7 protein-coding genes are annotated in these 9,764 nt (G+C 46.3%); 4 read left to right on the top strand and 3 right to left on the bottom strand.

The genetic code is table 11. The features are described from left to right. Positions 1-214 precede the first annotated feature (214 nt). From IEY67_RS17190 to IEY67_RS17200, 3 genes are all read right to left on the bottom strand, one after another. Complete coding sequence (locus IEY67_RS17190) at positions 215-1,777, bottom strand: DHA2 family efflux MFS transporter permease subunit (RefSeq protein WP_183671777.1); 1,563 nt, start codon at positions 1,775-1,777, stop codon at positions 215-217. After that, positions 1,777-2,796: an HlyD family secretion protein gene (locus IEY67_RS17195; protein ID WP_183671776.1), complete on the bottom strand. Its 1,020-nt coding sequence runs from the start codon at positions 2,794-2,796 to the stop codon at positions 1,777-1,779. The genes IEY67_RS17190 and IEY67_RS17195 overlap by 1 nt, the downstream gene beginning before the upstream one ends. A 91-nt stretch (positions 2,797-2,887) precedes the next feature. Continuing rightward, the gene (locus tag IEY67_RS17200) at positions 2,888-3,808 is read right to left on the bottom strand and encodes a DMT family transporter (RefSeq protein ID WP_122374534.1); all 921 of its coding nucleotides are present in this window, start codon (positions 3,806-3,808) and stop codon (positions 2,888-2,890) included. A gap of 139 nt (positions 3,809-3,947) precedes the next feature. Between IEY67_RS17200 and IEY67_RS17205 the strand changes: the two genes are divergently transcribed. From IEY67_RS17205 to uvrB, 4 genes are all read left to right on the top strand, one after another. Then, complete coding sequence (locus IEY67_RS17205) at positions 3,948-4,685, top strand: copper homeostasis protein CutC (RefSeq protein ID WP_183671775.1); 738 nt, start codon at positions 3,948-3,950, stop codon at positions 4,683-4,685. A gap of 6 nt (positions 4,686-4,691) precedes the next feature. Next, the gene (locus tag IEY67_RS17210) at positions 4,692-7,355 is read left to right on the top strand and encodes a DUF5916 domain-containing protein (protein ID WP_183671774.1); all 2,664 of its coding nucleotides are present in this window, start codon (positions 4,692-4,694) and stop codon (positions 7,353-7,355) included. A gap of 64 nt (positions 7,356-7,419) precedes the next feature. Then, positions 7,420-7,623: a PspC domain-containing protein gene (locus IEY67_RS17215; protein WP_122354091.1), complete on the top strand. Its 204-nt coding sequence runs from the start codon at positions 7,420-7,422 to the stop codon at positions 7,621-7,623. Further along, positions 7,623-9,647 (top strand): excinuclease ABC subunit UvrB, encoded by a 2,025-nt coding sequence (gene uvrB, locus IEY67_RS17220; protein WP_183671773.1) that lies wholly within the window; start codon positions 7,623-7,625, stop codon positions 9,645-9,647. The genes IEY67_RS17215 and uvrB overlap by 1 nt, the downstream gene beginning before the upstream one ends. The last annotated feature ends 117 nt before the right edge of the window (positions 9,648-9,764 follow it).

Consider the following 9,764-nt stretch of genomic DNA (forward strand, 5'->3'; position numbering starts at 1 on the left):
TGTCCACTGATGCGTAGTGTTTAAATTCTAACCCCCCAAGGGGTCATCAATGCCCATGTATAATATGCTATACCTGCAATCATTCGGTTCTATTTCTTGTTTTTGTTGCTTATTGCAGGGGCAATATTACACATTATTTTTCAAATACAAGCAATTTTTGTGCAGAAAGTGATAAAATCGTGGAAAGTTGATAGGAAAATAGAGTGGATGATTACTATTGTTTAGTTGTTTTCCCCTTTTTTACTTTCCTGAGCCAGAATACAGGAATAAGGCAAAGTAACGTCACGATAAATGCAATATAGAAATCGTCATTGATGCCGCCTATATAGGCTTCCAGGTCGAGGCGTTCGAGTATCAGTTGTTCGGCAAGTGATTTGGCGGTTCCCTCCGTTGCCCCGGTTGTTTGCAAGGCAAAGGCACTTAGTTTGTTGATGGTCTGGTGGTATATTTCTCCCGTATAATTCAGTGCTTCGCTGTACCGTTGGGTGTGGTAACTGGTACGTTGCGTAAGTACATGGCTGAAAATAGCCACACCGAAACTACCACCCATCTGCCGGATGATGTTGGTAAGGCTAGAAGCCTGTGCCATCATGTCTATGCGGATATTGGCAAGCGAAAGTGTCAACAGAGGCGTGAAAAGTATTCCCATACCGATACCACGGAGATACAGGCTCATCATGATATACCATTTCTCGGTCAGGAATGACAGGAAGATGTTGAGATAGAAACTCAAAGCCATCAGGATCAGTCCGCCTGCGATCAATATTTTAGGATTTATCTTTTGTCCCAGGGCGCCGGCGGTAGGGGAGCAGAAACCCTGAATGATCCCTACGGGAATGAAGAACATACCGGCCTGGAGGGCTGAATATCCCAGATTATTCTGCAAGTAAAGCGGAATCAGGAAGGTACTTCCGAACATACCTACCCCGAAGATGAACATCATCACATTTGCCAGGGTGAAATTCCTGTCTTTGAATATGCGCAGGTTGATCAGTGGATATTTTACAGTCAGCTCTATATAAATGAATAGAATGAACATAATGGCCGATATCCACATCGAACCTAATACGATAGGACTGTTCCAGCCCTGCGTATTGGTTGAAGAGTTGACTTCCGACAATCCGTACATGAATAAAGGCAGAAAGATACCGGAAGTGATGAATCCGGGAATATCAAAAGGCTGTACTGTCTCTGCTTTGTATTCTTTTTGTAAAACGACAGTGACGAATAAAGCTATTATCCCGACCGGCACATTTACATAAAATATATAATTCCAGTTCAGGTTATCAACCAGATAACCACCGATAGAAGGGCCGAACGAAACGGATGCCGCAGATGCAATAGCCCAGAAGCCGAGTGCAGTGCCTCGTTGTTCCGGAGGGAATACATTACTGACAATAGCCATGCCGACCGGCATGATAGCTCCGCAGCCCAACCCTTCGATTACACGCCAGAAGATTAGTTCTTCGATAGAGGTAGAGTTCCCGCACATGAAAGAGCCGAAGGTAAAAACCAGTAGAGAAAGGAAATAAATGCGTTTATACCCGAACCGGTCGGATAGCCATGCCGCAGCCGGAAGGATACTCGCAATGGCCAGCATATACCCTGTCAACACCCATTCGGCTGTATTGATACTGGCACCGAGTGTCCCCATGATGGCTGGCAGTCCGGTATTTACCACGGTCGAGTCCAGTACGGCCATAAAAGTCCCGATCATGATATTGCCTAATACCAGCCATTTGTAAGCTCCGCTATTTGTATTTTCGTCTTTCCCCATTATTGTTCCTTGATGATCTTAACAGTTGCAGACATACCTGATACCAGTTTGGGCATTCCGGTCTTTTCTTTGCCTTTTTTTACGCTGTCGATGGATATTTTTAGAGGGATGCGTTGGGCTACTTTCGTATAATTCCCGGAAGCATTATTCGGAGGAATCAATGAAAACTCGGATGCTGTGTTCGTTCCGATATAGAATATTTTTCCGGTAAAGGTAAGTCCGGGATAAGCATCCAAGGTGAAATCGGCAGATTGTCCTAAACGAATCGTTTTGAATTTAGTTTCTTCCAGGTAAACGGCTACCCACAGGTCTTTCCCTTCATTAATGGTGAAAAGCGTTTGTCCGGGCTGGATCATATCGCCCGGCAATGACCATCGTTTCGCTATTACACCATCTGTCGGAGCTATAATGCGGTAATAGCCTAGTGAAACACGGGTGGATTCAATAGCGGCATCAGCCGAGGCGATCGCTGCTTCACCGGATGCGATCTGTGCACGTGATACCTTGATCTGGTCTTTGGCCATATCCACTTTGATGCCTGTACTTTTCCAACTGTCTTCCGCATCCTGGAATGTTTCCTGCGAAACGGCGTTGGTGCTGTATAATTTTTTATCCCGTTGATAGTTTACTTCTGCTTGATGGTAAGCTATTTCAGCCAGTTGAAGGTTTTTGACAGCGGTGTTGAGGTTTTCTTTTTCCAGTTTCAGGTTAGCTATCATTTGTTCACGGCGGGCAACGGCTTCCTGTAACTCTGCGATAATGCTGCTGCTGTCGAGTTCGGCAAGGATCATACCGGCTTTGACCGTATCGCCTTCCCATGCATATTGCCGGACCATTGGCCCCATGACCTGGGTAGCGACGCTTACCCGGTAACTGTCGAGGTTGGCATCGTCGGTCGAAATATATTTACGATAGTTCCACCACCATAGAAAGGCAATAATGACGGCGATAACCAATATGACAATAAGCCATATCATACTTTTGCTGGGCGTTTTCTTAGAGGTACTTACACTATCCATAGTTTTGACGTATATTTTACTGCTTAAAACAAATAAAATATATAAAGGTTCCGGTTATAAGAGTGATTAACAAGTTTGTGCGAAAGCTTTTTTAGCGATTCTCCTTTTCCAGGTCGGCCCGGCTTTTACTTTGAGTCACTAAATAAACCCCAACAAAAACAAGGACTGCCGACAATGCTTTTTGGAAGGAGAAAGTATCTTGTCCCACCATAACGGTAATCAGCGAAGCAATGATTGGCTGTACATAATTATACATACTGACTGTTGTGGGGCGAATACGTTTCAAAGACATCGGGATCAGCAGGTAAGGAATAAATGTAGCACCTATCAGGACGAAACTGATGGCTCCGATCTCTTTCATGTCGAATACTTCCCGTTGGAAGGCGGGTGTCTCAAGCACATGCTGGTACGTGAATGGCAACAATACGAGCGTGGAAAAAAGAAACATCCACTTCATCATTGTCACGGCCGAATAGCGTAAACTCAAAGGTTTGGATAAAACCAGATAGATCGAATAAATAACCGCACTGGTTGTGATCATCAGGTTTCCGGTAAGGCCACTGGCCTGTCCGGGGCTATGCGTGGATGCTAATATTAAGGAAACGCCTCCGCAACATCCTAATAATACACCGAATGCTTTCATCTTTGTGATCGGCTCTTTCAGGATAACGGCAGCCAGCAGCATGACGAAGATAGGGACAGCCGTCGCAATGATGGACGCATCGACCGGTGATGTCCGGTTGAGTCCGACGATAAATAATCCCTGATTGAAACCTACGCCACAAAGGGCACAGATAAAGAGCATGCCGAGGTCTTTCATTGTAACCTTTTCCCGTTTAGTAAACAACGAGGCAATCCAAAAGAGCAGGCAGGCGGACCCCATTCGCATAATGGTAAGTGCCTCGGGTTGCACATGAGCCGGTAACAGATATTTGGAAATGGGCATATTGATAGCGAACATTATATTTGCTATCAGAATCAATATATGGCCCTTTAGTTTTTCTGAGTTCATCGTCTTGCTGCTTTACTGAACGCAAATGTAATCATAATACTTACATAACTGACTTATGTCTGCATGAATTGTAAATCGGGATTCAAATATAATCCTTATCTTTGTGTTTGAAAAAGAACAAACATAATTAAAGATATATATGAAACCAACCCGTATCATTGAGATCTGTGCCAATTCAGCTCAAAGTTGTGTGGAAGCCGAAGCAGGAGGCGCTAAACGTGTGGAACTATGTGCCGGTATTCCTGAAGGAGGTACGACTCCCAGCTATGGCGAGATCAAGACAGCTCAGGCATTAACCTCTTCTATTGATATAAATGTCATTATCCGGCCGCGTGGTGGTGATTTTCTGTATACTCCGGCTGAGATAGATGCTATGTTGCTGGATATTGAATTGTGTAAACAGCTGAAAGTTCATGGAGTTGTTTTCGGATGCCTGACAAAAGAAGGAGACATTGATGTCCCTCTGATGCGGAGATTGATAGAGGCTGCCAAACCGTTGTCGGTAACTTGTCACCGGGCCTTTGATGTGTGCCGTGATCCGTTCGCTGCACTGGAGCAACTGATAGAGTTAGGTTGCGACCGTATCCTGACTTCCGGCCAACAGTCGGATGCTGTAAAGGGCATTCCTCTGATCGCCGAACTGGTAAAACGTGCCGACGGACGTATCATCGTCATGCCGGGTTGCGGCGTACGGGAAAATAATATCGCACAGATAGAAGCGGAAACGGGAGCGAAAGAGTTCCATACTTCTGCCCGCAGCATCGTTTACAGCCGGATGGAATACCGGAATGAGAACGTTCCGATGGGAAGCAGCATTGTTTCTTCGGAATTTGAAACAGTGGAGACGGATCGTAAAAAAGTGGCAGCTTACCTGTAATAGAAAATGAAATACCGATTGTCCTTTGTTGCCTTTTTATTGTTTACCAGTGCTTTTTGTAAGGCACAACAGGATTCTATTGTCCCCTTTGACAAAGCCTACAAGCGGGTTTATAATATAACAAAGGTAACAGGAGCAAAGCCGGTTATGGATGGGCGCCTGGATGAAGATTTCTGGATGAAGCAGGGAGAATGGTCTGACCGTTTCGTCCAGATTATCCCTTATGAACGGAAGATACCGGCTTCTCCCACCCGGGTAAAGCTGTTTTATGATAATAAATACATCTATGTCGGAGTCTATTGTAAAGATAGCCATCCGGAAAAGATGATCCGCTTTATTGGCAACCGCGACGATAATAGCATGGGAGACCTTATCAGTGTGGCCTTCGATACGTATCATGATTACCGGGCGGCTCCGGAATTCAACATCAATCTGGGAGGAAACAAGACTGACCTGGTCGTTACCGATAAGCTGAATGTCAATCTGAGCTGGAATGCCGTATGGGAAGGAAAGACCCATATCGATATGGCCGACTCCAGCTGGACGGCAGAGTTGCGTATCCCGTTCAGCCAGTTGCGTTATAACCAGCTTTCGGACGATGGGATATGGGGACTTCATGTCCGTCGCATTATCCGCCGGAACAATGAGGTACAGAACTGGAGTATGATCCCTTTGAAGAATAACGGTCATGTCTTTTCTTTCGGGGAAATGCACGGAATGACCGATCTGCCGAAACCGCGCGGAATAGAATTTCTTCCTTATGTAATGGGCAAATACCGGAATGAACCGAAGATACCCGGCAGTCCTTATCAGAAAGGACATAGCTGGGGAGGTAATATCGGGTTGGATGCCAAATTCGCTCTTTCCGATTTTACGTTGGACCTGACTGTCAATCCAGATTACGGACAGGTGGAACTGGACCCTTCGGTGATGAACCTGACTGCTTATGAAACCTTTTATGACGAAAAACGTCCTTTCTTCCTGGAAGGAAAACATATCCTGGATTTTGCCAACGGTAGTGACATGATGTTCTACACCCGCCGTATCGGTGCTGCGCCGTCTTATACTCCGTTGGGTATTGATAATATAAATAGTTTCGCCGACAGTAAAGACAATGTACCGATCATTGGTGCTTTGAAACTGACGGGAACGAACAGGCACGGTGTGACCCTGGGAGTCGTGCAGAGTGTAACAGCCCGGTCTTCCGCCAAAGTAACCCGTAGCGGGATGGAGGACGTCGAAGTTGTGGAACCCCTGACCAATTATACGGTGGCACGTGTCCAGAAAAACTGGAAAGGAAACAGTTTGCTGGGAGGAATGCTTACCTCTGTCAACCGTGCACTCGACCAGCCTTACCTGGAAGATTTTATGGTGCGTAATGCGTTTACGGCCGGAGTTGATTTTACGCAGTATTTCAATAACCGCCTTTATTATATAGATGTAAAAGGAATGTTCAGTTCTTTGAACGGCAGCAAGGAGGCGATAACCGTTCTGCAAACGAACCCGGTTCATTATTATCAGCGGGAGTCTGCTGCCGGTTATTTAGGCGTGGACCCGGAGCGTCGCTCTTTGAACGGGACCGGCGGTTATGTGAAGGCCGGACGTAAAGGGAATGCCAAGTGGGCTTTTTCCGAAACATTCAGCTGGTCGTCTCCCGGCTTCGACCTGAACGATATGGGATATATGAAGGAGACGGACAACCGGACGAACGAGACGGAAGTGGCTTACCGTCAAACGGATATCTGGAAGCATTTCCGGTATAATGCGTTTACGTTGACTCAGAAGAACCAATGGAATTATGGCGGAACACCTTTCAGTAACGATGCGGCCCTTCGTTGGCAAAGCATGACGATGAACCGTTATGAGATGGATATGAAAGAAACATTTGTCTGGAACCGTCTGGACAGCCGTATGCTTCGTGGTGGTCCCGACATGCGCCTGAATCCTTATTTCCAGACTTCGCTTAAAGTGAATACGGACAAAGCCCAACGGATGATGTTTATGTTGAAATATGAAGGAAATCATAACCTGGACGGCTATAACCGTTTTAATACGCTGTCGCCTAGCCTTACCTTCCGTTTAGGCAACCATGTTTATTTATCGGGACAGGTAGATTATGCCTGGAATACGGACAATATGCAGTATGTCGGCACATTGAAATCGTCGGCTGCCTCATCTGCTCAGGATGATCCATCACTGATCTACCTGATGGGGCATATGGATCAGAAAACATACGGGGTAACGATGAGGTTGCAGGTGAACGTGACACCGGATATCTCTATCCAGTTCTACGGTTCCCCGTTTACTTCTACGGCGAAGTTCAGTGATTTTAAAGAGGCTGCCGATACGAAGTCTCATACTTATGACGAGCGTTTCCATATCTTTTCCGGAGATGAACTCAACTATGCTGACGGAACTTATCATATCAAGAGCGAAGGTCGTGAAGCCTCCTTTAAGAATCCGGATTTCAGCTTTAACGAGTTCCGCTCCAACCTGGTGGCACGTTGGGAATATTTGCCGGGTTCTACCTTGTATTTTGTCTGGGAGCACCGCATGTCCAACCAGGAAAGCCGGAAGATAGATGGCTGGGGTAGTAACCTGGACCGTATGTTCGGACTTCCGGCAACCAATACTTTTATGCTGAAGATGAATTACTGGTTCAATTTGTAACTGGATTACTTCAGCTATACAGATTAAATAGTATCTTTACAAAAACAAAATAAAATAAAGCATCATGGAAGAAGCACCAAGAAGACTTTATCGTTCGAATAACGGAATGATTGCCGGAGTTTGCGGCGGCATAGCCGATTACTTTGGCTGGGATCCGACACTGGTACGCGTCGGTTATATCCTGTTGAGTATATTTACTGTGTTTTCCGGGGTAATAGCTTATTTGATACTCTGGATAGTTATACCTAAAAAAGGACTATACGAATAATGAATTTCGAGTTATCTTCACCATTCAGCCCGACGGGGGATCAGCCGGAAGCAATAGCGGCTCTTTCGGAGGGCATTCAGAGTGGTGTGCCTTTCCAGACGCTCCTCGGAGTAACAGGTTCGGGAAAGACATTTACTATTGCCAATGTGATCAAGGAGGTGCAGAAACCGACCCTGATCCTAAGTCATAACAAAACACTTGCTGCGCAGCTGTATAGCGAGTTCAAAGCCTTTTTCCCGAATAACGCCGTAGAGTATTTCGTTTCCTATTACGATTATTACCAGCCGGAGGCTTACCTGCCTTCTACGGATACTTATATCGAGAAGGATTTGCAGATCAACGAAGAGATAGACAAACTGCGTCTCCGTACCACAGCTTCCTTATTGTCGGGACGGAAAGATGTGATCGTTGTTTCTTCCGTATCCTGTTTGTACGGTATGGCGGACCCGACAGCCTTTGCCGAGAAGGTGACGCATCTGGAAAAAGGTATGCAGATCGACCGCGATAAACTGTTGCGCCGGTTTGTAGATGCCTTATATGTGAACAACAAGCTGGAGTTTAACAGTGGTTGTTTCCGTGTGAACGGCGATACGGTCGATATTTTCCCCGCCATCGAGTCATTCGACGGCGTAGCTTACCGTATTGAATTCTGGGGAGACGAAATCGACCGTTTGTCTTCTTTCGACCCGAAGACAGGGCAGGAGATAGATGAGCAGGATGAGCTGAATATCTATCCGACAAACCTGTTCGTGACTACACAGGAACGTATCAATGCGGCGATCGGCCAGATCGATGTCGATCTCGGTACACAGGTGAATTTCCTGAAAGAGATCGGCAAGCACTATGAAGCGAAACGTCTATACGAACGTGTCACTTTCGACCTGGAGATGATCCGCGAGCTGGGACATTGTTCGGGCATCGAGAACTATTCCCGTTATTTCGACGGGCGTATGGCCGGTGAGCGTCCTTATTGCCTGCTCGATTATTTCCCGAAAGATTTTATGTTGGTGATTGATGAAAGCCATGTGACGATACCCCAGATACGAGCCATGTACGGAGGGGATTATTCCCGTAAGAAGAACCTGGTGGAATATGGTTTCCGCCTGCCTGCGGCGATGGATAACCGTCCGCTGATGTTTGATGAGTTCGAGTCGCTTACTCCGCTGGCTATTTATGTCAGTGCGACGCCAGCCGATTATGAGTTGGAGAAGAGTGAGGGAATCGTTGTCGACCAGGTGATCCGTCCGACCGGACTGCTCGATCCGGTCATTGAAGTTCGTCCGACATTGAACCAGATCGACGACCTGATGGAAGAGATAACCCTGCGTTCGGCCAAAGATGAACGTGTCCTGGTAACGACCCTGACCAAACGTATGGCGGAAGAACTGACTGCTTATCTGACCCGGATGGGAATACGTTGTAATTATATCCATAGCGATGTAGATACATTGGAACGTATTCAGATCATGGACGATTTGCGGAAAGGTTTGTTCGATGTGCTGATCGGGGTGAACTTGCTTCGTGAGGGACTGGACTTGCCGGAAGTTTCTTTAGTCGCTATTTTGGATGCGGATAAAGAAGGTTTCCTTCGTTCCCACCGCTCCCTGACGCAGACAGCCGGACGTGCTGCCCGTAATGTGAACGGAAAAGTAATTTTCTATGCAGATAAGATCACGGCCAGCATGCAACTGACAATGGATGAGACAACCCGCCGCCGGGAGAAACAGCTTGCCTATAACGAAAAGCATGGGATTACCCCGAGGCAGGTTATTAAGACGAGTGTATCTCTTCTGGGTGAGAAACAGCAACCGGCCACAGCAGAACTGTATGCTTATGTCGAACCGGAACCAAGCCTGGTTGCCGATCCGGTGGTTAAGTATATGAACCGTCCGCAACTTGAAAAAGCAATCGAACGAACGAAGAAGCAAATGACGGAGGCTGCCAAGAAGCTTGACTTTATCGAGGCCGCCCAGTTCAGGGATGAATTGATTAAGTTGGAGGAGTTACTGAAAACAAAGGTATAAAGGGGAAATCTCCTCTTATGGATGGGGAAAATGATGAGAATATGAGTCAATATATAGAAATAATTGAACCTATCTGAGCATAAGTCTCAGTCATCAATAAGACATACTTAGTTACAG

It is taken from the genome of Parabacteroides faecis (assembly GCF_014647375.1).
Classification (GTDB): Bacteria; Bacteroidota; Bacteroidia; order Bacteroidales; family Tannerellaceae; genus Parabacteroides; species Parabacteroides faecis.